Origin of the sequence: Vibrio galatheae (genome assembly GCF_000967545.1) — a bacterium.
In the GTDB taxonomy this organism is placed as follows: domain Bacteria; phylum Pseudomonadota; class Gammaproteobacteria; order Enterobacterales; family Vibrionaceae; genus Vibrio; species Vibrio galatheae.
In genome coordinates, this window is sequence record NZ_JXXV01000016.1 from 196,627 (window position 1) to 220,178 (window position 23,552).

Here is a 23,552-nt window from a genome sequence, read left to right on the forward strand (position 1 = left end):
ACGTTTGCTATAATCGTGGATATTGCTGACCGAATCCGCGCAAGGTAGAATCCGGCATCTTTTTATCCCTTATTCAGAATTCTTTACTACAGAAGCATAGTTATGAAATTTCCTGGTCAACGTAAATCGAAGCATTACTTTCCTGTTCACGCTCGCGATCCTTTAGTCAGTCAATCTCAAGAAAGTAAGAAAATGTCTCGTACCCATATTATTGGTATTGATCAGACGTTGGTTGATATTGAAGCTAAGGTGTGTACCAAGCTCATCGACAAATACAACTTGAGTAAAGGACATTCGCTAGTCATTGATGATACCTCTGCGGAAGCGCTATACAACGAGTTAAAAAGTGAAGGGTTGATTACTAACGAATATGCGGGTGGAACCATAGGAAATACCCTCCATAACTATTCTGTTTTGGCTGATGATCGCTCAACATTGCTCGGTGTAATGAGTGAAGAAATAAAAATTGGCAGCTATGGCTACCGCTATTTATGTAATACCTCTAGTCGTATGGATCTGAATTATTTGCAGGGCGTGCAAGGTGCCATTGGCCGCTGTTTTGCTCTGATTACGGAAGATGGAGAGCGTACTTTTGCCATTAGTGAAGGGCAAATGAACCAACTTAATCCAGACAGCATCCCAGAAAAAATATTTAAAAATGCTTCTGCGCTTGTGCTGACCTCTTATTTGGTGCGTTGTAAAGCGGGCGATCCAATGCCGGAAGCGACGATGAGAGCCATTGAGTATGCAAAGCAATACGATGTGCCAGTGGTACTCACCTTGGGAACGAAATTCGTTATTCAAGATGATCCTGAGTATTGGCAAGATTTCCTTCGCGATCATGTTACCGTTGTGGCAATGAACGAAGATGAAGCAGAGGCGCTGACAGGTGAATCCGATCCTCTTGCGGCATCTGACAAAGCACTTGATTGGGTTGACTTGGTATTGTGTACTGCTGGGCCTGTGGGGCTTTTTATGGCGGGCTATACAGAAGATTCAGCAAAGCGTGAAACATCGCTACCGCTATTGCCAGGTAGTATTGCTGAGTTTAATCGCTACGAATTTAGTCGACCAGCTTCAAAAGAACTTTGTGACACACCAACAAAGGTTTATTCGCATATATCACCTTACATGGGCGGACCGGAAAAAATTAAGAATACAAATGGAGCGGGCGACGCGGCGTTGTCGGCACTGTTGCATGATATGGCGGCGAACAAATACCACAAAGAAAACGTGCCAAATTCAAGCAAACACGCCTACCCATATTTAACTTACTCATCTTTTTCTCAAGTATGTAAATACTCAAACCGTGCAAGTTACGAGGTACTAGTTCAACATTCTCCACGTTTATCTCGAGGCTTACCTGAACGTGAAGATAGCTTGGAAGAAGCATATTGGGAACGTTAAGTTGACTTAAAAAAACATAATATGAGGTTTTTTGTAACAGTAATACAAAAAAGCGCCGTAAAGGCGCTTTTTGCAATGTGGTAGATTAGATTAGGAAGTCATCTAATGATTTACCCGCATCTAATTGCTCTTGGATAGCTGAAGGTGTGCGACCTTGTCCTGTCCAAGTTTTTTCTTCACCAGATGTATCTGTATATTTGTATTTTGCTGGGCGAGGAGCACGTTTGGCTTTAGGCTTGCTTCCTTTAGATTCACCAGCTAATGCAGATATTAGTGCTTCTACATCAATACCATCTTTAGTAATTTGCTCCGCAATAGCTGCTAATTTAGCTTCTTGTTCAGCAGCGGCCTCACGCTCAGCTTCTTCGGCTTCTTTACGTTCTTCGACGACAGTAGTAAGTTTATCTAATGCTTCTTCTAACTGCTCTAGCGTTAATTCGCGTGAAAATGCTCGTAGACTACGAATGTTTAATAGTGTTTTTGTTATTTCCGACATTTATTCATCTCTTCATATAAAATTTGTCGATAGAGGAATCATAAACCTCAAATTTTAATAATACAATCCAACTGACAAAATTTTACATAAATTTGTTATTTGATGTTTTTATTCCTGGTGGGATTTCTAATTTGTATGAAATGTATATTTCATTTTTGCGAGGAAGTGCTGATATAATCAAATATTATTTTAGGTTCAGTTTCATATGAAACGTGATGTCATATATAGATGGAGCAAATATCTATATGTGGGTATTAACTGAGATGAAGAATAAAATAGATTCTAACTGTGCCGCCTAATTGAAAAGGTTTTGTTACCGATTTGAGTTATCGATAAGTCGAGTTTAGATAATCTTGTTCGAGTGATGGCCTATTGTTTCCCCTCAGTTTATCCAATCGGATTACTATTCAGCAGATTCGCAACCTTAGTCAAGGCTAACGCCATTTGATAATATTTTTGATAATAAAAATGGAATATTATGTTGAAACGAGTGTTTAGATAAGTACAATGGACGCAACCTAATGCGATCTTTGGTTAAATTATTGTAAAAATGACTTTTCAATAGTTTAAAATATCAACGATCGCGGTAGAGGCGCGGAATAAATAAGTCGTGCTTGTTGGGGTGATGCCAATGAACAAGCATAAAAGGTTATTTCGCCGAAGTGAACTTTCTCATCAATGAAGTTTGCTGGGGTTACACTCGAAAGGGGTAACACTGCCATAGTCTATAATTTGTAAAACTATGGAGCGCTACTGTAGGGCAGGGTTTAGCATTCGCCGACCTATCGCTTATTTCAACTTTATTGATTGGAAATGACTTCCTTCATCTAGTCTGCAGTAGATCTCTAACCATTTTTAACTGGTTTTTGAAGATCATGAATTTAATTGATTTTGCATCATCTCCTTTATCTCTTTTGCCGCCGCTGGTGGCACTGAGTCTTGCTATTATTACTCGCCGAGTACTGGTGTCATTAGGTGTCGGTATTGTCTTAGGCGCAATTTTATTAAATGACTACTCACTTGGTAGTGCGCTAAGCTACGTTGGTTCAACGGTTGCGGGTGTCGTTATTGAAGATGGAAGCCTTAATACTTGGAATATGAGTATTGTCGGTTTCTTGGTTTTGCTCGGTATGATGACCGCGCTGTTAACTCTCTCAGGGGGAACACGTGCTTTTGCTGAGTGGGCTCAGACACGTGTTAAGAGTAAGCGTGGCTCTAAGTTGCTTGCCGCATTCCTTGGGGTATTTATCTTTGTTGATGACTACTTTAACAGCTTAGCTGTCGGTGCTATCTCTCGCCCTGTGACGGATCGTTTTTACGTATCTCGTGCGAAGCTAGCGTACATTCTTGATTCTACAGCTGCACCTATGTGTGTGATCATGCCAGCATCAAGCTGGGGTGCCTACATCATGACCATCATTGGTGGTATTTTGGTCTCGCACGGTATTACGGAATATTCAGCGCTGGGCGCTTATGTTCGTTTAATACCAATGAACTTTTACGCAATTTTCGCATTGTTGATGGTGTTCGCCGTTGCATGGTTTGGTTTAGACATTGGTAAAATGCGTGACCATGAAATTGCTGCATCACAAGGTCGCGGATTTGACAACGATAAAGAAAACGATGCACCTGAAGCGCACGAGTTAAATGAAGAACTCGATATTCGTGAAAGCGAAGGCGGCAAAGTTTCAGACCTTATCTTTCCTATAGTATTCCTTATTGTAGCGACGGTCGCTTCGATGATTTACACCGGCGGACAAGCACTGGCCACTGATGGCGCTGGCTTTAGCCTACTTGGTGCTTTTGAGAATACTGATGTTGGTACTTCTTTGATTTACGGCGGTCTTGTTGGTCTAGCTACCGCGTTGTTCACTGTGGTTAAGCAAGGAATTGCAGGAGTTGAAATTGCACGCACCTTGTGGATCGGTGCTCGCTCAATGTTTGGTGCCATCTTGATCTTGGTTTTTGCATGGACCATAGGCTCGGTGATTGGCGATATGAACACTGGTAAATACCTATCTACCCTCGCTCAGGGCAATATTGACCCACATTGGCTACCTGTCATCCTGTTCTTGCTGTCTGGCTTGATGGCGTTTTCTACCGGAACCTCTTGGGGTACGTTCGGTATAATGTTGCCTATTGCTGGCGATATGGCGGGAGCGACGGATCTGGCGCTTATGCTGCCAATGTTAAGTGCAGTTCTAGCGGGGTCAGTATTTGGTGACCACTGCTCGCCAATTTCAGACACGACTATTTTGTCTTCAACAGGTGCTCGTTGTAACCACATCGACCACGTTGCGACTCAGTTGCCATACGCACTTTCAGTCGCAGTTGTCTCGTGTATCGGTTTTATAACCTTAGGTATGACAGCATCAATTGGCTTGTCATTTGCTGTTGCAACCGTTGCATTTGTCGCAATATGTGTGTTGCTCTCTGTCATGTCCAAGTCGAAGTTGGCGCGTTGCCAGAACGCTTAACTGATTGAGATAAAGAATTAAATAACAGGGAGCCTAGGCTCCCTGTTATTTGTTATAGACAAAACCGAAAAAGTTTAAATAAACAGTTGAAAAATGTTTACGCCTTAGTTAGTGTGAATGTCAACAAAGCGAAACCAATGAGCTCTTAAAGTATGCGCCAATCAGTTATGAACATTCATCACCATCATCACCCAGTTTAGTCTTTCGGGAGATGCGCGCATACCCGGGAGACAGGAAACTCCCGGAGGCTAAAATCGCAAAACAAAAGATTTATAACCCTCGGGAGATAGCACTTCCGAGGGTTTTTTAGTTTTAACGATTTAAAAATCAAATTGCACAGGGAAACAAGTCATGCAAACACAACGCCTAAGAATCGCCATTCAGAAAAAAGGCCGCCTCAGCAAAGAGAGCCAAGCTCTATTGAAGAAGTGTGGTGTGAAATTTAACGTAATGGGTGAACGTTTAGTAGTTCACTCTGAAAACATGCCAATTGACCTACTTTTGGTGCGTGATGACGACATCCCTGGTCTAATTATGGATGGCGTTGTTGACCTTGGTTTTATCGGTGAAAATGAACTGGAAGAAGTACGTCTTGATCGTAAAGCACTGGGCGAGCCTTGCGAGTTTGTTATCCTAAATAGATTAGATTTTGGTGGTTGCCGCCTATCAATCGCGATTGACAAAGATGAGCAATACAACGGACCGCAAGACCTAGCGGGTAAACGTATTGCAACCACCTATCCACACCTGCTTAAAGCGTATATGGACGAAGCGGGCGTGCCATTCTCAACATGTATGTTAACTGGCTCAGTCGAAGTCGCCCCGCGCGCAGGTCTTGCTGATGCGATTGCCGATTTGGTTTCGACAGGGGCAACATTAGAAGCTAACGGATTGAAAGAAGCGGAAATTATCTTCAAATCCAAGGCGACACTTATCCAGCGCACAGGCGAATTCGACGCAGACAAAGTCGCCCTGATTGAGAAACTTCTCACTCGTATGCAGGGCGTCCAGCAAGCGAAAGAGTCTAAGTACATTATGTTACACGCGCCAGCCGATAAGCTTGAACAAATCAAAGCACTGCTTCCTGGTGCAGAAGACCCAACGGTTCTACCGCTCTCTGCCGATAAGCAGAAAGTCGCGGTTCACTTAGTGAGTACTGAAAACTTGTTCTGGGAAACGATGGAACAGCTAAAAGAGCTAGGTGCTAGTTCAATTCTCGTACTACCAATTGAAAAAATGATGGAGTAATCGCCATGAGAACAGTTGTTTGGCAGTCACTAAGTGAAACGCAACAAGACTCGATTCTTGAACGTCCAGCTATTGCTGAAGGTGCGAATATTACTGCAGCTGTGTCAGAAGTGATCGCGAAAGTTCGCAATGAAGGTGATGCTGCACTACTAGAGTTAACCGAAAAGTTTGACCGCGTGAAGCCGGAGTCAATTCGTGTCTCGGCCAAAGAAATCGATCAAGCGTCACTGCGTCTTTCTGAAAAAATGAAAAGTGCCCTTGAGCAAGCTTACTCAAACATCGCTAAGTTTCATAAAGCGCAAAAACCGCAGCCACTGAAAGTTGAAACTCAGCCGGGTGTGGTGTGTGAACAAGTAACTCGTCCAATTCAAAAAGTGGGGCTATACATTCCTGGCGGTAGTGCTCCGTTGCCATCAACTGTTTTGATGCTGGGCGTTCCGGCAAAAATAGCAGGTTGTCGCAAGGTCGTTCTTTGTTCTCCGCCTCCGATCGCTGACGAGATACTGTACGTAGCCAAATTGTGCGATATTGATGAAGTATACAATGTCGGTGGTGGTCAAGCGGTAGCCGCGATGGCTTACGGCACAGAAACCGTTACTAAGGTTGATAAAATCTTCGGTCCGGGTAATGCGTATGTCACTGAGGCTAAACGTCAGGTGAGCAACGATTTCCGTGGTGCGGCGATTGATATGCCTGCAGGTCCATCGGAAGTGCTCGTCATTGCAGATGACACTGCCGATCCAGATTTCATTGCGGCAGACCTACTAAGCCAAGCAGAACACGGGCCTGATTCTCAAGTGGTACTCGTGACCCCATCGCCAATTATTGCCGACCAAGTGACCGATGCCGTTCAACGCCAACTAAAAGCGCTGTCACGTGCTGATATCGCAGAAAAAGCTTTGGCATCGAGCTTGATCATTATTGCTGAGTCGATTACTCAAGCCGTCTCTATTTCAAACTACTATGGCCCCGAGCATTTGATTGTTCAGACCAAGAATCCACGTGAACTTCTGCCTTTGTTAGATAACGCAGGATCGATCTTCTTAGGCGATTGGTCTCCTGAATCGGCAGGAGATTACGCCTCTGGTACGAACCACGTTCTTCCGACTTATGGCTATACGCGTACCTATTCTAGTTTAGGTTTGGCGGATTTTTCTAAGCGTATGACAGTGCAAGAGCTGTCAGCGGATGGTTTGAAAAATCTAGCGCCTACTGTAGTTACTATGGCTGAAGCAGAAGGATTAGATGCGCACAAACGTGCCGTGACAATCCGTATAGAAAAATTAGCAGCTAAATAAGAGGGTCATGAGATGGAAAAGCTAGCGCGTAAACAAGTCCAACAACTAACCCCTTATCTATCGGCTCGCCGCATTGGTGGGAGTGGTGATGTGTGGTTAAACGCCAATGAATCTCCATTCGACAACGAATACAAAACGGACTTTGCGCGTTTGAATCGTTACAGTGAATGTCAGCCCAAAGCGTTAATTGAAGCCTACGCAGCGTATGCGGGGGTAAAACCAGAGCAAACTCTGACTTCTCGAGGCGCTGACGAAGGGATTGAACTGCTTATCCGTGCGTTCTGTGAGCCGGGTGAGGATGCGATTTTATATTGCCCGCCAACTTATGGTATGTACGCGATCAGCGCTGAAACCATTGGCGTGGAACGTAAAATCGTGTCGCTTACGCCAGATTGGCAATTAGACCTTGCAGGGATAGAAGCCAATTTAGATAAGGTTAAGCTGGTTTTCGTCTGTTCGCCCAACAATCCGACAGGTAACCTTGTTAAGCGCGAAGACATTGTTTCGCTGCTTGAGATGACAAAAGATCGCGCTATTGTAGTGATGGATGAAGCCTACATCGATTTTTGCCCAGAAGCCTCTACGGTAGACTTGTTGGCTCAGTATCCCAATCTAGCAATTTTACGCACGCTATCGAAAGCCTTTGCGCTTGCTGGTCTGCGCTGTGGATTTACTCTTGCCAACGAAGAGCTGATTAATGTACTTCTTAAAGTGATCGCACCATACCCAGTGCCGATCCCAGTCGCGGAAATTGCGACCCAGGCATTGTCTGAAGCGGGTTTGGCACGTGCTAAATTCCAAGTTTTGGACTTAAATGCAAATCGTGCCTACCTGCAGGTTGGTCTGTCTATGATTCCAGGATTGGAAGTGTTCGAAGGGTGGGGGAATTACCTGTTGGTGAAATTCCCAGACGGCGATGCTTTATTTAAAGCGGCTTGGGATACTGGCATTATTTTGCGCAATTCACCGATTGAAAACTGCGTGCGAATCAGTGTCGGCAATCGTGACGAGTGCGAAAAAACACTCGGATTTATTAGAAATTACTACCGCTAAATAGCTAAGCTCTGGCCAATTTGCGAGAGCGACAAAATTTGAAATAAGGAAGTTCGAGTGAGCAAGCAACAAAAAATTCTTTTTATAGACCGCGATGGTACGCTGATTGTTGAGCCGCCAATTGATTTTCAAGTCGATCGTTTAGACAAACTAAAATTGGAACCCTTTGTTATCCCTAGTCTGTTGTCCTTGCAAGATGCTGGATATCGCCTAGTGATGGTGACCAACCAAGATGGTTTGGGTACAGACAGCTACCCACAAGAAGACTTCGACGCGCCACATAATATGATGATGGAGATTTTTGAATCTCAAGGTGTCAAGTTTGATGATGTGTTGATTTGCCCACACTTTGATGAAGACAACTGTTCTTGCCGCAAACCTAAACTGGGTATGGTGAAAGAATATCTTCAAGGCGGCAAGGTAGACTTCCAAAACTCAGTGGTCATTGGCGATCGCCAAACGGATCTACAGTTGGCTGAAAATATGGCGATTCGTGGTATCCAATACAACCCTGATAGTATGGGTTGGAAACAGATTCTGAAAGATCTGACTGTGAAAGCGCGTATTGCTGAAGTGGTTCGCACCACCAAGGAAACCGATATCAAAGTTGAGGTTAACCTTGATGAGCAAGGTGGTAACGATATCTCCACCGGTCTTGGTTTCTTCGACCACATGCTGGATCAAATAGCGACGCATGGCGGTTTTCAGATGGTATGCAAAGTAGAAGGTGACCTGCATATTGACGATCACCACACGATAGAAGATACGGCGCTAGCTCTGGGTCAAGCCCTGAAAGAAGCGCTTGGCGATAAGCGTGGTATAGGCCGTTTTGGTTTCAGCCTACCGATGGATGAGTGTTTGGCACAATGTGCGCTGGACTTGTCCGGTCGTCCATATCTTAAGTTTGATGCGCAATTCAGTCGTGAACAAGTTGGTGATCTCTCAACCGAGATGGTGGTTCACTTTTTCCGCTCTTTGACGGACACGCTCGCTTGTACACTGCATTTGTCGTCTGCTGGTGATAATGATCACCACATCATCGAAAGTCTATTTAAGGCATTTGGTCGTACATTACGCCAAGCGATTAAAGTCGAAGGCAACGAACTACCAAGTAGCAAAGGCGTTCTGTAAAGGAGAGAAACAATGACAGAGCAAAAAGTTGTCATCATTGATACGGGCTGTGCCAACGTCTCATCGGTGAAGTTTGCCATTGAACGCCTAGGTTACGCAGTAACGATTTCAAAAGATCCTCAAGTGGTTCTATCGGCCGACAAGCTATTTCTACCGGGCGTAGGAACGGCGAGTGAAGCGATGAAAAACCTCCAAGAGCGTGATCTAATCAGCCTAGTAAAAAAAGTGGAAAAGCCGCTGCTAGGTATTTGTTTAGGAATGCAATTGCTCGGTAAGGTCTCGCAAGAAAAAGGTCAGAAAGCCGATGAGCTGGTTGAATGCCTTGGTCTTTGTGAGGGCGAAGTGAAGTTGCTACAAACGGGGGACTTACCGCTGCCTCATATGGGCTGGAATACGGTGTCTGCAAAAGAGGGTAATCCGTTGTTTAAAGACATTGAACAGGGCGAGTATTTCTACTTTGTGCACAGCTTTGCAATGCCAGTCGGCGATTACACCATCGCGGAATGCGACTATGGTAATCCGTTTACTGCTGCGGTGCAAAGTGGCAATTACTACGGTGTGCAATTCCACCCTGAGCGTTCGTCAAAAGCAGGCGCGAAGCTTATTCAAAACTTCTTAGAATTATAAAAGGGATTTAGTGTGATTATTCCAGCTCTTGATTTAATTGAAGGACAAGTCGTTCGCCTTTATCAAGGTGATTACGGCCAAGTCACGGAATACAAAGTTGACCCAGCCGAGCAGTTCAATCTGTATCACCAAGCGGGTGCCAACTGGCTGCACTTGGTGGATTTGACGGGTGCGAAAGACACATCGGCACGTCAACTAGATTTGATTGCCAAGCTACTTGCGAGCACGCCAGCGAATATCCAAATCGGCGGGGGTGTACGTGTCGAGCAAGACGTGGTGGATCTATTAGAAGCAGGAGCGCAGCGCGTGGTTGTGGGTTCTACCGCAGTGAAACAGCCTGAACTTGTTAAAGGTTGGATGGAGAAATACGGCGCAGAGAAAATCGTCCTTGCGCTGGATATCAACATTGACCAACACGGCACGCGTAAAGTGGCGATCTCTGGCTGGCAGGAAGACTCGGGCGTAACGATTGAAGCTCTGATTGATGATTATCTCACCGTGGGCCTTAAGCACGTGCTGTGCACCGACATCTCCCGTGATGGCACATTGGAAGGCTCAAACATAGAACTTTATGTTGATCTTTGTAAGCAGTACCCACAAGTGCAGTTCCAGTCGTCAGGCGGTATTGGCTCACTGTCTGATATTGAAGCGCTGAAAGGCAGCGGTGTTGCAGGCGTGATCGTCGGCCGTGCATTGCTTGATGGCAAGTTCACCGCAGAGGAGGCATTTTCATGTTGGCAAAGCGAATAATTCCCTGTCTTGATGTTCGTGACGGACAAGTGGTAAAGGGCGTTCAGTTCCGCAACCACGAAATCATAGGTGACATCGTCCCTCTAGCTAAGCGCTACGCTGAAGAAGGCGCAGATGAGTTGGTGTTCTATGATATCACCGCCTCTAGTGATGGACGCGTGGTTGATAAGAGCTGGGTGGCTAGCGTTGCTGAAGTGATTGATATTCCTTTCTGTGTTGCTGGTGGCATCAAGTCAGCCGAAGATGCGGCGCGCATTCTAGAGTTTGGTGCAGACAAAGTATCGATTAACTCGCCCGCTCTCGCCAATCCTCAGTTGATCACTGATCTTGCTGATAAGTTCGGTGTTCAGTGTATTGTTGTCGGTATCGATTCCTACTACGACAAAGAGACGGGCAAATATCAGGTCTATCAGTTTACTGGCGACGAAGAACGCACTAAGGCAACCCAGTGGCAAACACGTGATTGGGTACAAGAGGTGCAAAAACGTGGTGCCGGTGAAATTGTGCTCAACATGATGAACCAAGATGGCGTGCGTAATGGTTACGATTTAGAACAGCTCAACATGGTGCGCGAAGTGTGTCATGTACCGCTGATTGCATCCGGTGGTGCTGGTGCGATGGAGCACTTTGCGCAGGCTTACCAAAAAGCGAATGTCGATGGTGCGCTTGCCGCATCGGTATTCCACAAACAAGTCATCAATATTGGTGAACTAAAGCAGTATTTGAAACAACAAGGCATTGAGGTACGACTATGAGTTTTAATACCACCGAAGTAAGTTCGCTTGCGGAGCGAATCAACTGGGACAAGGTGGATGGTCTAGTACCCGCTATTGTTCAGGATTTCCAATCGAGCCAAGTGCTGATGATGGGCTACATGAATCGCGATGCATTGGCGAAAACTGGAGAAACCGGTCAAGTGACGTTTTTCTCACGTACCAAAGAGCGTCTTTGGACCAAAGGTGAAACGTCGGGTAATGTTCTCCAGCTAGAGAATATTGCCTTAGATTGCGATAGCGATACGTTGCTGGTCAAAGTGAATCCTATTGGCCCAACATGCCATACCGGGACAACGACCTGTTGGGATGCCGATAAGCAAGAAGAGTCGCAAATGGTGTGGCTTCATCAACTTGAGCAGCTACTGGCTGCCCGCAAGAGTGCCGACCCTGATTCCTCTTATACTGCCAGCTTATACGCCCGTGGCACCAAGCGTATTTCGCAGAAAGTGGGTGAAGAAGGCGTTGAAGTCGCGCTTGCGGCGACGTCGGGTGATAAGGCGGAGCTAGTGTGTGAGTCTGCAGATTTGATTTACCATCTTATGGTGCTGCTGCAGGATCAGGGCTTATCCATGAACGATGTCGTTAACAAGTTAAAAGAACGCCACAAATAGTTTGACTGCGATCTAAATCGTTAGGAAATGACAAGCCGCAATCATTATATTGCGGCTTTTGTTTTTTGTAGCGATCGTTTTAACTCTACACCTCACATAAAAAGTAGAAGCTGTAGCCAACAATTAAAGCAGGCAGAGCAGAATAGAGGGTCGCGACTAACGCGGCCTTAGGAGCTAATGCAATCGCGGGAAATAAGGCGTCACCATCATTTGAGATAGCGTTCGCTAATTGCGCTGACAGTGGTGCTGCACCAGAAATATATAGACTGGTAACCAGTATTTGAGGCCCACAACCAGGCAACATGCCAATGGCTAAACCTACCAATGGCATCCAGACTCCCCAGTCAGAGAAAGTGGCAGCCAAATCAATTTGTCCAAAGAAGGTGACTAGTTCAAACAGTAAGAAAGCGACAATAACCCAAGCGGTAACAAAGTTGGTATCTTGCGCTGCTTTCTGTATTGGGTGAGATGAGATTTGTTTCGTGTCTTCAGTAACGGTTGATTCGTAATCATTGATCTCTTTAGTTAAGGACCACAACAACATGCTAACGATGATAAGTATGGAACCAATCCACTCAATGGTCATATTTGGCAACGAAAGCAGTGGATTGATGTCGACTTGAAAAGAACCCAATAACGCGATAATAGCTGCAGGTGCGAGTAACCACTTCCAAAACGCGCCTTGCAGATTAATCATTTTTTGTTCGATACCAGTTGAGCTTTCTCTGTTGCAGCCTAAGTGATTACTATCAGATATAACCAACGGGCGCAGGAAGCTATCATCATGAATGCAATTGACCAACCAGCCTGAAAGACAACCTACTAACACGCCAACACCGACAACAGCAACACCAACGCTAGGTTGGCTGGCTAATAGGAGAAATGCCGCATCGCCCATGGTCGAAGTTAAAACAGCGACCATTGCACCAAATCCCACTCTGCCAGTGACAAATTGCGTGGTGACAATAATTGCGCCGCCACAACCAGGTAGAGCGCCGAGTAAAGCAGCAAACAACACCTGATGACCACGTGAACCTCGGTACAGGTCAACGAGGCGATTTTGTTTACTGAACAGCAGCGCAAGATAGTGATAGATGGCAAGAGTTAATGCGACGTAGCTTGATACGGCCCAGAACGCGTCGGATAAAGTATTTACCGTGACTGCGCGAGTGGTGTCGCTGATTATTAAACTGATCATCACAATCGGAAGTAACAGCCGCTTGTAGGCGAGACGAAATTGAGAAGTCGCCAGCCAGGGTGGTGAAGTGAAGTGAAATCGTAAAGTATCCATAGGCTATCAAACATGCAAATACGAATTATTATCAAATATATGCTAATGAGAATTATTTGCAATAACTTTATGGAAATGCGTAACCTATTACTGGATGATTGTGTGGTTGATACTGAGTGTGTGGGGATTAGTGCTAAACTTAAGGAAGGGCGAGGTTTGATGAAGAATGTTGGTCATGGCTTATGACGAAATATTCTCTATCCAACCGATGACAAATCATCAAAATCCGGTAATATATCGGGTTTGTGAGTAATTACCCGGTGTCGGGAAAAAATTTAGTCAGATAGGAAAAAAGATGATTCTAGTTGTAGGTCACAAGAACCCTGATAGCGATAGTATCTGTAGTGCATTGGTAGCCACTGAGTTACTGAAAGCTCGCGGTGAAGAAGCAATGCCTATTCGCCAAGGTGAAATTAACCGTGAAACTCAACACATTCTAGAAGTCGCTGGCGCAGGCGTTCCTGAGCTACGTACTTCAGTTGCTGGTGAGAAAGTTTGGTTAGTTGACTATTCCGATCTAGCACAAGCTCCAGATGATGTGGCTGACGCTGAGATTCTAGGTATTGTCGATCACCACCGTCTGGGTGACGTGATGACCATCAACCCTATGGAAGCTTGGATCTGGCCGGTAGGTTGTACTAATACTGTACTCTTTAACATGTTCAAGATTGAAGGCCATGAAATTAAGCCTCAGATCGCTAAGTTAATGATGTCAGCTATCCTATCTGACACTGTTGGTTTTGCATCTCCAACTTGTACGCAAAAAGACAAAGATGCTGTTGCTGAGTTAGCGAAAATCGCTGACGTGAACGATGTCGATGCCTTCATCAAAGATCTACTGATTGCTAAGACTGATATCGAAGGTCTAAGTGCTGCTCAACTGGTTGAAAAAGATCTTAAAGGATACCCATTCAACGGACGTGATGTGGTTGTTGGCCAAGTTGAACTAGCAACACTTGAGCAAGTTGACGGCATGATTGAAGCACTTGAGTCGGATCTAGAGAACCGTTGTGCTGAGCAAGGTCTAGCGTTTGCTGCGGTTATGTTAACAGACATCACTACAGCTCAAACTCGTCTACTTTACAAAGGTGAGTGGGCAGAGAAGCTAGTTAAGCATGAGAAAGATGGCATGCTGATGATGGAAAATACGCTAAGCCGTAAAAAACAAGGTTGGCCTTGGTTGCAAACTGAGCTTGCTTAATTCTATCTTTAGAACGTAATTCTAACGCCCATGGTTATGCCATGGGCGTTTTATTTAGGAGAGAGTGCGATGCCACTATCTAATGAACTGCTAGAAACCGTCAACAAAATGCGCTCGGATGAGCGATTTAACTACTGCCTTAAAGAGATTGCCAACAACCGTAAAGTCTGGATTTTGACCGATGAGCACGGTTGCGTGATGCTAAATACTGAAGACGAAGATTGTGTACCAGTATGGCCGCACCAAGAGTTTGCCGAGCAATGGGCGACTGGGGATTGGGAACATTGTAAAGCAGAGCCTATTTCGACCGCGAAATGGTTCAGCCGTTGGACGTGTGGATTAGAAGATGATGAACTATCTGTTGTTGTCTTTCCTGGCGATAATGAGGAAGGGGTGGTACTTTACCCCGATGAGTTTGAAGTTGAGCTTAAAAAGCGTAATGCTTAATAACCAATAAGCTGAAAAAGCTCCCCCTGTTTGGCAGTAGAGACGGCGCGTTTTAACGTGCCGTCTTTTTTGTATTGGGCTAACAGCCTACGAATTATAGGTCGAACTTGCTTTTCGCTCATACCAGCTTTGAGCTGCGGCTCATACAATAGCTTAAGTAGTATCACATCGAGCGGCGACAACAAGTCTTCAGGAGTTTCATCATTAAAAATGGAAGGGAAGGCACTTTCAGAGTCATTGGGTAAGCCCAAAATTTGAGTTACTTCTTCTACAATACAAGCGAGCAATTTGCCGTGACCACGGGCTTGATCGACAGGAATAATAATCGCCGCATGAGATAGGGCTCTATCTCTTCCTACCTGATAACCTGCTTTACAAATGGCCCCATGTACATTGGCAAGAGCCGATTTGCCAAGTTCTTTTTCAATATCTCTACGCCATTCAGACTCTTGGGTGAAAACCCAAACGATATTGGCTTGGTCACGTGAGTTGACGCGCTTGATTGAGTGACCAGTTATCTGCTGCAAGTCGCGTAAATGCGCATCAGTGAGTTGATCGTGTAAAGCTTGGTCGGCCACTTTGTGCTCAACCCACACCTTTACAGGTTGATTCCATTTCACCAGCGGCTTACTGCCCGCAGAATATTCGTTGCGCAGGGCCACGTTGATAAATGCATTCTCGACAAACTGCGGGTCAAGCCATGTTTGCTGGTTGATGTACGCCAGTGCAGGGAAACTAGCCCAATGCATCAACAGAATAACGATGGCCCTATTTAGCATCTGAGTGCCTATTTAAAGCAAGTGGCTTTGTTAAAGTGACTTTCGACTAACCTTTGGGTGATTGGGTGGTGAGGGGAGTTCAAAACTTCTTGTGTGTCGCCACTTTCAACGACTTCTCCTTCATGCATCACCATGATTTTATCCGTGATATGTTTCATTATCCCAATGTGTTGTGAAACATAGACAAAGGAAACCCCCATCTCTTCTTGCAACTCAAGAAATAGGTTGATGATTTGCGAACGCATGGCCATATCCAAGCCGTTCAAAGCCTCATCTGCGATAATGACCGAAGGTTGCAAGATAAGCGCGCGTGCTAGGCACACACGTTGTTTCTGGCCTGTTGCAAGCATCTGCGGATAAAAATACGCATGTTCTGGCAATAAGCCGACTCTGAGCAGAGTTTCTTTGACGCGCTTTATACGTGCCTCAGGGGGCATGCTGGTGTTTCGCTTCAATGGACCTTCTAGAATGCGGCCAATTTGAATGCGCGGATTTAATGAGGTGTTCGGGTCTTGGAAAATCATTCGGATCAGCTTGCAGCGCGTGGAATAATCTTCGTGCTCTAGGCGCTCACCGTTGACGCGAATTTCACCCGATGTTGGCTCTACTACCCCAGCCAACATTCTTGCAAGAGTAGACTTGCCTGAACCATTTTGACCAATAAATCCGATGGTTTGGCCTGCTTCAAGACTAAAGCTTACAGGTTTGACCGCCTGTTGAACTTTTTTGCGGAACAAGGTTGAACGAGTCACAAACGTTTTACAAAGTTCATTGACTTCTAATAAGGCACTCATGCTTTTTTCTTCTCCATGTTAAGTGGGAAGTGGCAGGCAAACTTGTGATTTTTAATGCGACGTGTCATCGGTATTTCAACACATTGACGCTGCGCATAAGGGCAGCGTGGGCCTAGTCGGCAGCCTATCGGTAAGTGCTGCAGTGGAGGAATAGTGCCAGGAAGCGATTGTAGCTTCTCCTTATGCGGAATCCATTCGTTGAAATCAGGCATCGCTTTTAGCAGTGCTACTGTATACGGATGCTTAGGCTTCGCTAGGATTTTAGCGGTGTCAGCCGATTCGACCGACTGTCCACAATACATCACTGTAATGCGATTCGCCCACTGAGTTATCGTCGTGAGGTCATGACCAATCAACAAAATCGACGTGTTGTGTAATTGATTCATACGACTTAACAAGCGCAAAATTTGCGATTGAGTTATGGGGTCCAAATCATTGGTGGGTTCATCAGCAATCAACAGCTTTGGTTTCGCGGCGATCGCCATAGCAATCATGATTTTTTGGCACTCTCCATCCGTCAATTCGTACGGAAAGCTCTCCATTATGCGTTGATGATCTTTGATACCTACCTTGTGGAGCAAAGCAACGGCTTGTTTCTTACGCCATTTAAATCGTTCCCACCACTTGCCTTCGAATGATCGAGAGGGGATGGACTCAATTAATTGCTTACCCACTTCTTCAGAGGGGTCTAAACAGGTCGACGGCTCTTGAAAAATCATCGCGACATCGCGCGCAATCACACGGCGACGTTCTTTGGGGGTTAGTTGCAGTAGGTCGACATTACCGAGCCGCATCCGGTCGGCACTGACTTTCCAGTTGTCTTTACAAACGCCCACGATGGCTTTGGCAACCAGACTTTTTCCTGAGCCTGACTCTCCAACTAGGCCGCGAATTTCCCCTTCATTTAAAGTCAAACTCATGCGGTCAACCGCTTTCATTAAACCTTGGGGTGTCTCAATCTCGATGGTGAGATGTCGAATATCTAACAGTGGCATTATTCGATCCCTGCATTGAGTGCTTGGCGCGTACCTTCACCCACTAAGTTAATTATGATTACGGTAAACATAATCGCAAGCCCGGGTAGAGTCACAGTCCAAGGGGCGAGGTAGATAAGCTCTACTGAATCACCCAGAATGGCGCCCCATTCGGTACTCGGTGCTTGTGCGCCGAGGCCAAGAAAACCAAGTGCAGTGATGTCTAAGATCGCGATAGACCAAGCTAACGTGACTTCTGACGCAATAACAACCAGCACGTTAGGTAATATTGAGTTCCAAAGCAGGTAGAACTGATTTGCCCCATCAAGACGTGCGGCCATGATGTAGTCTTTTTCAACTTCAGTATGAACCGCAATGTATACCGAGCGAACAAAGCGCGGAATCAGTGCCAAGCAGATCGCGAGAAGGATATTGAATTCGCCAAAGCCAAGGAAAGCAACAAAAATGATCGCCAGCAGCAGCGATGGTATCGACATCACGGTATCGAGTAAGTGGTTCAATACACTGGACATTAGTCCTTTGGTCATCCCAGCAATCACGCCCATCACGCAACCGACTATGGTAGCGATAAAGGTAATCAATAACGCCGCGCCAAAGGTTAATTGAGAGCCTTCGATCAAACGCGATAAAATGTCACGGCCTAAGTCATCGGTACCGAGGAAGTATTCTACTGTCCCACTTGGATTCCAAGACGGTGGAATAAGCAATTCGCCACTTTGCGCTTGAGGATCGTGCGGGGTTAGCCAAGGTGAGAACAAGGTAATGACACACAGAATCAGCAAACACCATAGCCCGAACATGGCAAGATTGTTGGCACGATAACTACGCCAGAATCGCTCGAACTGAGTCGGGATACGCTCTTCCTGATAAATATTATCGCTTAGCATACCACTCCTTCCTTACCAGTGGGTTGATCATGGCGCCAATCAAATCAGACAGAATATTGGCCGTCAGTACAAATGTTGCCACGACAATAACGCCGGCTTGAATTGCAACGTAATCTTGATTTGAAAGCGCATCTAACAACCAACGCCCGATCCCCGGCCAGTTGAAAATGGACTCGGTAATAATCGCTAGAGTTAACATACTCGATAATTGAACACCAATCTTAGGAATGATTGGGGGGATCGCATTTCGCAATACGTGTTGAGTCACAATCTCATGGGTTGATAAGCCCTTAATTCGTGCCGCGCGGATATAGTTTTGTCCCATTACTTCAGCGACAGACGCGCGCATTAAACCAATGACTTGTGTGGTTGGTGCCAGTGCAAGTACCAAACACGGCAAAATCAAGTGCTCAAGAACACTCTGTAAAGCGTGAGCGCGATATTCGCCACTGGCAAAAAATGCATCAATTAGGGCAAAACCCGTGACATGATCGATTTGATAGAGCAGATCATAGCGCCCTGCGACCGGAAAAACCTGAAAGTGAAGCGAGAACACCATGATCATCAGCAGAGCAACCCAAAATAGGGGGGCTGAATAGCCAGACATCGAAGTAAATGAAATGGCTGTGTCGATCCACTTGCCTTGTTTCATCCCCGCTAGTGTACCAATGGGAATGCCAATCATCAGTGAGATCATAAAGGCCAGAAAAACCAACTCTAACGTAGCAGGGAAGACGATGCTTAACTCATCGATGATGGGAGTGCCTAGCTTTGTCACCCCAAGGTTGAATTGCATTAATTCGCCAATATATACCAACCATCCGCTCCAAAATTCATGAATTGCCCACGGTGAGTTGGGTTCTAGCCGCAAAATGCTAAAGCCTACCATGGTTAGAATGAGTAGGGTGATGATGAAGAGGTTGAAGCGTCTTACCGAATACAACAGCATTACTTAACTCGCTCCACTGTATTAAATGGTTGTGCATTGAAAGGGCTGTTTTTAAAGCCTCTCAACGACTTATGATGGGCTTGCAATTGCATGCCATGGTTAAGCGGTATCACAGGAAATTCTTCATTAAGAATATTCTGAGCCTGCTTATAGAGATTCTGTCGGTATCTAGGCTTATCTACTTCGAGCGCTAAGTCGAGTAGAAAGTCAAAATCTGAGTTACACCAACTCGATACATTGAGTCCGACTCGCTTTGAATCGCAAGACAGAAGCGGTCTTAAAAAGTTATCTGGGTCACCCGTATTTGCAATCCAACCAGTTAGATAGAGATCAATATGGGCATTGCTGCTCAAGCTGCTACGGTCAAATCTATCCTCGGTCAGTAAATTAAGTTTGATATTCACATCAGCGAGGTTTGCTTGAATCAACTCCGCGGTTTTTCTTGGACTTGGGTTAAACGAGCGCGGCTCCAAGGGAACTGACATCGTCAATTCGAGCCCACTGCTGTAGCCAGCTTCTCGCAATAGTGCGATGGCGTAATTGCGATCATAACGTATTTGAATGGCGTCTTTTTGGTAAGCCCAAGACGATGGAGGCAAAACAGAATAAGCTTGGCTACCTGTACCATAGTAAACCGAGTCCAAGATGTTCTGGCGGTTAATGGCATAGTTGAGCGCCTTGCGTACTCGAGCGTCGTTTAATGCAGGATGTGAAGTATTTACAGCGATAAAAGAGAGATTCATCGCTGGTTTAGCGGTTAGCTCAACATGAGAAGACGCTTTAATGATAGGTAACTGGCTGGAAAGAGGAGAATTAAGGACATCACACTCGTTTCTTAGTAATTTAGCCAACGTCCCTGTCCCACGTTGAGATATATCAAATACCACCTGTTCCATTTTTGGGGCAGCTTCCCAGTAGCGTCTGTTTTTCTTAAGACGGACGAGATCGTTGACTTGATATTCTGCAAGGTAGAAAGGGCCAGTACCGACAGGATGGCTGTCGAGCATGCTTTTTTCGTCTTTGAGTTCCAACTGCCCCGCGTATTCTTTGGAATGGATCACGGCGTGACTGGTCGCAATGTTGGAAAGAAAACTATTGTCAGGCCGACTTAAAGTGAACTTGACTTGGTGGCTTGATATGGCTTCGATATCCACTACCAGGTTTTGAAAGTCAATACCACTAAACCACGGATAAAGCCCACTGCCCACATAGTGAAATGGATGGCTACTATCTATGATGCGTTTGAAACTGAATACGACATCTTCTGCATTCATTGGGCGCGATGGGGTAAACCAAGCTGTGGTTTGAAACTGGACATCATTGCGTAAGGTAAACAGGTATTCAGTGCCTTCGCTATTTACAGTCCACATGGTTGCGAGACTCGGAACAGGCTGATAGGTAGTGCTATCAAGTGTTAGCAAAGTATTAAACAACTGAGGACTCAGTGTTTCAGTTGTGATACCACTGTCGACGAGCTGAGGGTTGAATGACTCAGGCCCCCCTTGACCACAATAGACAAATCCCTTTTGGCGAATTTTCTCGTGATCAATCTCTTCACCACAACCTGCTAACAAGCCGAGGCTAAATAAACCTAATGTAAACTGAATGAATGCTTTCATAGAAAGAACAAGTGTCTGGGACGAAGCACAATAGAACTCACCATTATGCCTTAAGATCCTAATAATTTACCACTATTTGCCTGCAGTAACCAAAGCAAAAACACAAATGTGTCAGCTAGCTAAGATTGTTTAAGTCATACTTTCGCACCATGCCTCTAAGTTGGTGATAGCTTAAGCCAAGCAGTTCGGCGGCTTTACGCTGATTAAACTGACTTTGTTTTAGAGCCTCACTAAGTATGAGTTGGTCTTGTTGTTCTTGCCACTGCTTGTAGTCAATTGGTAATTGGAAGTTCAATGATTGCGTCGTTTGGTCTGTTTCTTCTGTCTTGGCCGAAGCCCAGTGGGATTGGAAAGGGTCAAACACCAGTTGATCGATTTGTTCATTTTGCGAACCGTGCTGATAGACGGCGCGTTCAATAACATTCTTTAATTCACGTACATTGCCGGGCCAAGGGTAATCGAGCAAGCTTTGTTGTGCTTGCTGTGAAAAACCGATGAAATATTCCAGCTCCAACTCACGACACATTTTTATCGCGTAATACTCTGCCAATAAGAGAATGTCTTCCTTTCGCTCGCGAAGTGGTGGCAAGTGAATAACATCGAACGCTAGTCTGTCGAGTAAATCGGCGCGAAATGTTCCATCGCTGGCCATTTTCGGTAAATCAGCGTTGGTGGCGCAGATTAAACGTACATTGGCATTAAGAAGCTGGTGACCGCCGACTCGCTCATATTGACCATACTCAATCACTCGTAACAGTTTCTCTTGCACCAGCAGTGGTGCTGTTGCGAGTTCATCCAAAAACAGTGTGCCATTTTCTGCTCGTTCAAATCTGCCTTGATGACGCCCTTTTGAACCAGTAAATGAACCTTGTTCATGACCAAACAGCTCCGAGTCAATCAGACCTTCGCTCAGGGTCGAGCAATTGAGCGATATTAAAGGCTGATCCCAGCGTTTTGAAAGATAATGGAGACGCTGAGCAATCAGTTCCTTGCCTGTTCCTCGCTCTCCTATGATCAGAACTGGTCGGTTGATCGCCGCCAGTTTTGACACTTTGTCTAGGACCGAGAGAAAGGCAGGGGACTCGCCGATAAGGTTTTGCTGCATAGTGACTCCGTGGTGAAATTTACCAACTGTAGGTTAAATTCAACACAGTTAGAAAGCGATTGCAAAGGAAATATTTATAAGTTTCTGATTTTTATAGATTGAAATGTTGGCACGTTACTTGGAGTATTAAACCATAGTAAGTGAAACCATTTTTCGAAGGTTATGTATGGCATAGCCTGATTGTAATAAACAAGGAGCCTAGCTATGGGTATTTTTTCTCGATTCGCCGACATCGTTAATTCAAACATCAGTGCTCTACTCGACAAAGCAGAAGACCCTGAAAAAATGATTCGTTTAATCATTCAGGAGATGGAAGACACCTTAGTTGAGGTACGCACCAACTCAGCGAAAGCGATTGCCGATAAAAAGGAGTTGTCACGTAAAGTGGAGTTGATTGAAGACTCGATTGAAGAGTGGCAGCAAAAAGCGACTCTCGCTCTAACAAAACAACGCGAAGATCTTGCTCGTGCGGCACTGATTGAAAAGCAGAAACTGCAAGATATGCTCAAGGGACTCCACACTGAGCAAACTCTTGTCGAAGAGACGATCGATAAACTGACTGGCGAGATCGGCAAGCTCGAAACGAAAATTACCGAAACCCGCGCAAAACAGCAGGCGTTAGCGATTCGCAGTCAAAGCGCATCCAACCGTCGAGATGTGCAGAAACATCTGCATACGGCCCGCACTAGTGAGGCGATGGCTAAATTTGAGCAGTACTCACGCAAAATTGATGAAATGGAAGCCGAAGCTGATCTGTACGCGAAAACGGGCAATGCAAAATCGTTGGACCAAGAATTTGCCGAGCTACAAGCTCAAGATGAGATCGAAAAGGAGTTAGAAAAACTCAAGCAGCAAATGGAAGAGAAAAAGTAATTCTAATTTGAATTTGTTAAGTTAGTAGAGTAGATAATTCACACGCTGTAGTTGGAGTTATCTACTTGTCACCAAGGAGTTATTTATGTCGTCATTTTTCATTGCTGGTCCGCTGATTGTCTTTTTAATTTTTGTTGCCCCGCTGTGGCTTTTTTTGCACTACCGCAGTCAAAAAAAAGCCAGTACTGGGTTATCACAAGAAGATATGCAGCGACTTGAGGCGTTATCAGAGAAGGCCGCCAATATGCAAAGCCGCGTCGACACTCTTGAGCGTATCCTAGATGCGGAATCACCGAGTTGGAGGCGTCGTTATGAATAAACGCGAACTATACCGTGATACTGTGAATGGCAAAATTAGTGGTGTTTGCGCTGGTATCGCTAACTACTTTGCTTTGGAAGTATGGTTAGTGCGGATATTGGTTATTTCCGCCGCTTTACTCGGTGGCAGTTTTTTAGTGTTATTAGCCTATATTGCGATGACGCTCATGATCGAGAAACAGCCCAAAAATTACGTTGAGTCAATCAAAACTGAACAGGAACACAAGTTGAAAAATAAGCCTTGGCAGCAAGGTCAAACCCCTGACGTGTTGCTCAACACGATCGAGAAAGATTTTCATCAATTAGAGAATCAAATTCGCGATATGGAAGCGTACGTCACCTCTGACTCCTTTAAAGTTAATAAAGAATTCAAATCTCTGTAGCCACAATTGACTATGAGTCTTCAGCCTGTTTAGGTGA

General features: G+C 45.2%; 25 protein-coding genes, 1 riboswitch and 1 other annotated feature. Of the genes, 16 read left to right on the forward strand and 9 right to left on the reverse strand.

What is annotated here, in order from left to right; genetic code table 11:
- Positions 1 to 102: 102 nt before the first annotated feature.
- Entirely contained in the window at positions 103 to 1,407 is a 1,305-nt protein-coding gene (locus TW81_RS09435; RefSeq protein WP_045955460.1) for an inosine/guanosine kinase, read from the forward strand.
- A gap of 85 nt (positions 1,408 to 1,492) precedes the next feature.
- Here TW81_RS09435 and TW81_RS09440 read toward each other — a convergent pair whose 3' ends face one another.
- Positions 1,493 to 1,903 (reverse strand): H-NS histone family protein, encoded by a 411-nt coding sequence (locus tag TW81_RS09440; protein ID WP_045955461.1) that lies wholly within the window; start codon positions 1,901 to 1,903, stop codon positions 1,493 to 1,495.
- Between the two features lie 579 nt (positions 1,904 to 2,482).
- A riboswitch (Lysine riboswitch) is annotated at positions 2,483 to 2,664 on the forward strand.
- Positions 2,665 to 2,778: 114 nt separating this feature from the next.
- Here TW81_RS09440 and TW81_RS09445 point away from each other — a divergent pair.
- The 9 genes from TW81_RS09445 to hisIE all read left to right on the forward strand — a co-directional run bounded on the left by TW81_RS09445 (position 2,779) and on the right by hisIE (position 11,874).
- Positions 2,779 to 4,380: a Na+/H+ antiporter NhaC family protein gene (locus TW81_RS09445; RefSeq protein WP_045955462.1), complete on the forward strand. Its 1,602-nt coding sequence runs from the start codon at positions 2,779 to 2,781 to the stop codon at positions 4,378 to 4,380.
- A gap of 175 nt (positions 4,381 to 4,555) precedes the next feature.
- Positions 4,556 to 4,691: a sequence feature (His leader region), on the forward strand.
- Positions 4,692 to 4,731: 40 nt separating this feature from the next.
- The gene (gene hisG, locus TW81_RS09450) at positions 4,732 to 5,628 is read left to right on the forward strand and encodes an ATP phosphoribosyltransferase (protein ID WP_045955463.1); all 897 of its coding nucleotides are present in this window, start codon (positions 4,732 to 4,734) and stop codon (positions 5,626 to 5,628) included.
- A gap of 5 nt (positions 5,629 to 5,633) precedes the next feature.
- Positions 5,634 to 6,926, forward strand: a complete 1,293-nt coding sequence (hisD, locus tag TW81_RS09455; RefSeq protein WP_045955464.1) for a histidinol dehydrogenase — start codon at positions 5,634 to 5,636, stop codon at positions 6,924 to 6,926.
- A 12-nt stretch (positions 6,927 to 6,938) separates the two neighbouring features.
- Positions 6,939 to 7,979, forward strand: a complete 1,041-nt coding sequence (gene hisC / locus TW81_RS09460) for a histidinol-phosphate transaminase (RefSeq protein ID WP_045955465.1) — start codon at positions 6,939 to 6,941, stop codon at positions 7,977 to 7,979.
- A gap of 57 nt (positions 7,980 to 8,036) precedes the next feature.
- Positions 8,037 to 9,110 carry a bifunctional histidinol-phosphatase/imidazoleglycerol-phosphate dehydratase HisB gene (gene hisB, locus TW81_RS09465; protein WP_045955466.1) on the forward strand — a complete coding sequence of 358 codons (1,074 nt, stop codon included), beginning with the start codon at positions 8,037 to 8,039 and terminating at the stop codon, positions 9,108 to 9,110.
- A gap of 12 nt (positions 9,111 to 9,122) precedes the next feature.
- Positions 9,123 to 9,737 carry an imidazole glycerol phosphate synthase subunit HisH gene (gene hisH / locus TW81_RS09470; RefSeq protein WP_045955467.1) on the forward strand — a complete coding sequence of 205 codons (615 nt, stop codon included), beginning with the start codon at positions 9,123 to 9,125 and terminating at the stop codon, positions 9,735 to 9,737.
- A gap of 12 nt (positions 9,738 to 9,749) precedes the next feature.
- A complete protein-coding gene (gene hisA, locus TW81_RS09475) occupies positions 9,750 to 10,487 on the forward strand; it encodes a 1-(5-phosphoribosyl)-5-[(5-phosphoribosylamino)methylideneamino]imidazole-4-carboxamide isomerase (protein WP_045955468.1) in 738 nt (245 codons plus the stop codon).
- A complete protein-coding gene (hisF, locus tag TW81_RS09480) occupies positions 10,469 to 11,242 on the forward strand; it encodes an imidazole glycerol phosphate synthase subunit HisF (RefSeq protein WP_045955469.1) in 774 nt (257 codons plus the stop codon). Before hisA ends, hisF begins: the two co-directional genes overlap by 19 nt.
- Entirely contained in the window at positions 11,239 to 11,874 is a 636-nt protein-coding gene (hisIE, locus tag TW81_RS09485; protein WP_045955470.1) for a bifunctional phosphoribosyl-AMP cyclohydrolase/phosphoribosyl-ATP diphosphatase HisIE, read from the forward strand. The genes hisF and hisIE overlap by 4 nt, the downstream gene beginning before the upstream one ends.
- Before the next feature lie 85 nt (positions 11,875 to 11,959).
- Here hisIE and TW81_RS09490 read toward each other — a convergent pair whose 3' ends face one another.
- Positions 11,960 to 13,165, reverse strand: coding sequence for a putative manganese transporter (locus tag TW81_RS09490; protein WP_045955471.1), 1,206 nt, complete (start codon positions 13,163 to 13,165; stop codon positions 11,960 to 11,962).
- 12 nt (positions 13,166 to 13,177) lie between these two features.
- On the opposite strand from TW81_RS09490, the gene TW81_RS19350 reads away from it, so the two are divergent.
- The 3 genes from TW81_RS19350 to TW81_RS09500 all read left to right on the forward strand — a co-directional run bounded on the left by TW81_RS19350 (position 13,178) and on the right by TW81_RS09500 (position 14,813).
- Positions 13,178 to 13,351 (forward strand): hypothetical protein, encoded by a 174-nt coding sequence (locus TW81_RS19350; protein WP_162197055.1) that lies wholly within the window; start codon positions 13,178 to 13,180, stop codon positions 13,349 to 13,351.
- A 109-nt stretch (positions 13,352 to 13,460) separates the two neighbouring features.
- Entirely contained in the window at positions 13,461 to 14,366 is a 906-nt protein-coding gene (locus TW81_RS09495; protein ID WP_045955472.1) for a manganese-dependent inorganic pyrophosphatase, read from the forward strand.
- A gap of 69 nt (positions 14,367 to 14,435) precedes the next feature.
- Positions 14,436 to 14,813 carry a DUF2750 domain-containing protein gene (locus tag TW81_RS09500; RefSeq protein ID WP_045955473.1) on the forward strand — a complete coding sequence of 126 codons (378 nt, stop codon included), beginning with the start codon at positions 14,436 to 14,438 and terminating at the stop codon, positions 14,811 to 14,813.
- On the opposite strand, the gene TW81_RS09505 is transcribed toward TW81_RS09500, so the two are convergent.
- From TW81_RS09505 to pspF, 7 genes are all read right to left on the reverse strand, one after another.
- Positions 14,810 to 15,592 (reverse strand): DUF2927 domain-containing protein, encoded by a 783-nt coding sequence (locus TW81_RS09505; RefSeq protein WP_045955474.1) that lies wholly within the window; start codon positions 15,590 to 15,592, stop codon positions 14,810 to 14,812. The two genes, TW81_RS09500 and TW81_RS09505, sit on opposite strands and share 4 nt — an antisense overlap.
- Before the next feature lie 8 nt (positions 15,593 to 15,600).
- Positions 15,601 to 16,386, reverse strand: coding sequence for a peptide ABC transporter ATP-binding protein (locus TW81_RS09510; RefSeq protein WP_045955475.1), 786 nt, complete (start codon positions 16,384 to 16,386; stop codon positions 15,601 to 15,603).
- Positions 16,383 to 17,381 carry a peptide ABC transporter ATP-binding protein gene (locus TW81_RS09515; RefSeq protein ID WP_045955476.1) on the reverse strand — a complete coding sequence of 333 codons (999 nt, stop codon included), beginning with the start codon at positions 17,379 to 17,381 and terminating at the stop codon, positions 16,383 to 16,385. Before TW81_RS09515 ends, TW81_RS09510 begins: the two co-directional genes overlap by 4 nt.
- A complete protein-coding gene (gene sapC, locus TW81_RS09520; protein ID WP_045955477.1) occupies positions 17,381 to 18,268 on the reverse strand; it encodes a putrescine export ABC transporter permease SapC in 888 nt (295 codons plus the stop codon). The genes TW81_RS09515 and sapC overlap by 1 nt, the downstream gene beginning before the upstream one ends.
- Positions 18,255 to 19,217, reverse strand: coding sequence for an ABC transporter permease (locus tag TW81_RS09525; protein ID WP_045955478.1), 963 nt, complete (start codon positions 19,215 to 19,217; stop codon positions 18,255 to 18,257). Before TW81_RS09525 ends, sapC begins: the two co-directional genes overlap by 14 nt.
- Entirely contained in the window at positions 19,217 to 20,836 is a 1,620-nt protein-coding gene (locus tag TW81_RS09530) for an ABC transporter substrate-binding protein (protein WP_045955479.1), read from the reverse strand. Before TW81_RS09530 ends, TW81_RS09525 begins: the two co-directional genes overlap by 1 nt.
- Before the next feature lie 115 nt (positions 20,837 to 20,951).
- Positions 20,952 to 21,941, reverse strand: coding sequence for a phage shock protein operon transcriptional activator (pspF, locus tag TW81_RS09535; RefSeq protein WP_045955480.1), 990 nt, complete (start codon positions 21,939 to 21,941; stop codon positions 20,952 to 20,954).
- Between the two features lie 204 nt (positions 21,942 to 22,145).
- Here pspF and pspA point away from each other — a divergent pair, with 204 nt between their 5' ends.
- The 3 genes from pspA (at position 22,146) to pspC (ending at position 23,515) form a co-directional block, all read left to right on the forward strand.
- Entirely contained in the window at positions 22,146 to 22,814 is a 669-nt protein-coding gene (pspA, locus tag TW81_RS09540) for a phage shock protein PspA (protein WP_045955481.1), read from the forward strand.
- Positions 22,815 to 22,899: 85 nt separating this feature from the next.
- The gene (gene pspB, locus TW81_RS09545) at positions 22,900 to 23,133 is read left to right on the forward strand and encodes an envelope stress response membrane protein PspB (protein ID WP_045955482.1); all 234 of its coding nucleotides are present in this window, start codon (positions 22,900 to 22,902) and stop codon (positions 23,131 to 23,133) included.
- Positions 23,126 to 23,515 (forward strand): envelope stress response membrane protein PspC, encoded by a 390-nt coding sequence (gene pspC / locus TW81_RS09550; RefSeq protein WP_045955483.1) that lies wholly within the window; start codon positions 23,126 to 23,128, stop codon positions 23,513 to 23,515. Before pspB ends, pspC begins: the two co-directional genes overlap by 8 nt.
- Positions 23,516 to 23,552: the final 37 nt, after the last annotated feature.

Coding starts and splice junctions, on each gene's coding strand:
- TW81_RS09495 (WP_045955472.1), top strand. CDS start 13,461: ATGATTCTAGTTGTAGGTCACAAGAACCCTGATAGCGATAGTATCTGT.
- TW81_RS09500 (WP_045955473.1), top strand. CDS start 14,436: ATGCCACTATCTAATGAACTGCTAGAAACCGTCAACAAAATGCGCTCG.
- TW81_RS09435 (WP_045955460.1), top strand. CDS start 103: ATGAAATTTCCTGGTCAACGTAAATCGAAGCATTACTTTCCTGTTCAC.
- sapC (WP_045955477.1), bottom strand. CDS start 18,268: ATGCTAAGCGATAATATTTATCAGGAAGAGCGTATCCCGACTCAGTTC.
- TW81_RS19350 (WP_162197055.1), top strand. CDS start 13,178: ATGCAAATACGAATTATTATCAAATATATGCTAATGAGAATTATTTGC.
- TW81_RS09490 (WP_045955471.1), bottom strand. CDS start 13,165: ATGGATACTTTACGATTTCACTTCACTTCACCACCCTGGCTGGCGACT.
- TW81_RS09505 (WP_045955474.1), bottom strand. CDS start 15,592: ATGCTAAATAGGGCCATCGTTATTCTGTTGATGCATTGGGCTAGTTTC.
- TW81_RS09445 (WP_045955462.1), top strand. CDS start 2,779: ATGAATTTAATTGATTTTGCATCATCTCCTTTATCTCTTTTGCCGCCG.
- TW81_RS09510 (WP_045955475.1), bottom strand. CDS start 16,386: ATGAGTGCCTTATTAGAAGTCAATGAACTTTGTAAAACGTTTGTGACT.
- pspF (WP_045955480.1), bottom strand. CDS start 21,941: ATGCAGCAAAACCTTATCGGCGAGTCCCCTGCCTTTCTCTCGGTCCTA.
- hisC (WP_045955465.1), top strand. CDS start 6,939: ATGGAAAAGCTAGCGCGTAAACAAGTCCAACAACTAACCCCTTATCTA.
- hisIE (WP_045955470.1), top strand. CDS start 11,239: ATGAGTTTTAATACCACCGAAGTAAGTTCGCTTGCGGAGCGAATCAAC.
- TW81_RS09525 (WP_045955478.1), bottom strand. CDS start 19,217: ATGCTGTTGTATTCGGTAAGACGCTTCAACCTCTTCATCATCACCCTA.
- TW81_RS09530 (WP_045955479.1), bottom strand. CDS start 20,836: ATGAAAGCATTCATTCAGTTTACATTAGGTTTATTTAGCCTCGGCTTG.
- TW81_RS09515 (WP_045955476.1), bottom strand. CDS start 17,381: ATGCCACTGTTAGATATTCGACATCTCACCATCGAGATTGAGACACCC.
- hisF (WP_045955469.1), top strand. CDS start 10,469: ATGTTGGCAAAGCGAATAATTCCCTGTCTTGATGTTCGTGACGGACAA.
- hisD (WP_045955464.1), top strand. CDS start 5,634: ATGAGAACAGTTGTTTGGCAGTCACTAAGTGAAACGCAACAAGACTCG.
- TW81_RS09440 (WP_045955461.1), bottom strand. CDS start 1,903: ATGTCGGAAATAACAAAAACACTATTAAACATTCGTAGTCTACGAGCA.
- hisG (WP_045955463.1), top strand. CDS start 4,732: ATGCAAACACAACGCCTAAGAATCGCCATTCAGAAAAAAGGCCGCCTC.
- hisH (WP_045955467.1), top strand. CDS start 9,123: ATGACAGAGCAAAAAGTTGTCATCATTGATACGGGCTGTGCCAACGTC.
- pspB (WP_045955482.1), top strand. CDS start 22,900: ATGTCGTCATTTTTCATTGCTGGTCCGCTGATTGTCTTTTTAATTTTT.
- pspC (WP_045955483.1), top strand. CDS start 23,126: ATGAATAAACGCGAACTATACCGTGATACTGTGAATGGCAAAATTAGT.
- pspA (WP_045955481.1), top strand. CDS start 22,146: ATGGGTATTTTTTCTCGATTCGCCGACATCGTTAATTCAAACATCAGT.